Below are 234 nucleotides of genomic sequence, written 5' to 3'. Positions count from 1 at the left end.
CTCGAAGAGGCGCTCACGCTCGGTGCGGGGGTGCAGCGCGAACGCGAGATCCAGGCCGGTGCTCGAGGGGGTCTTGCGGTAGGGGAAGCGCAGCGCGCCGCTGAACCGCTGCAGCCGGTCGGCGACGTCGAGCGGAGTGGGGTCGTCGGCGAGGATGACCTGCTGGAACGCCGGCGGCAGCGCGGGCAGGAACCCGATGAGCACGCCGAGCTCGGGGTTGTCGTCGTGCCAGAC

General features: G+C 72.2%; 1 protein-coding gene. It reads right to left on the bottom strand.

Annotated elements, in window-relative coordinates; all coding sequences use genetic code 11:
* Positions 1-234: hypothetical protein (locus AX744_RS20715; RefSeq protein WP_197429221.1), on the bottom strand; the 234-nt coding region annotated here is incomplete at both ends.

The organism is Microbacterium sp. CCH5-D1, from assembly GCF_001557335.1.
GTDB lineage: Bacteria > Actinomycetota > Actinomycetes > Actinomycetales > Microbacteriaceae > Microbacterium > Microbacterium oxydans.
The sequence above is the reverse complement of the archived record's forward strand: the minus strand, read 5'-3'. Positions and strand labels throughout refer to the sequence as shown.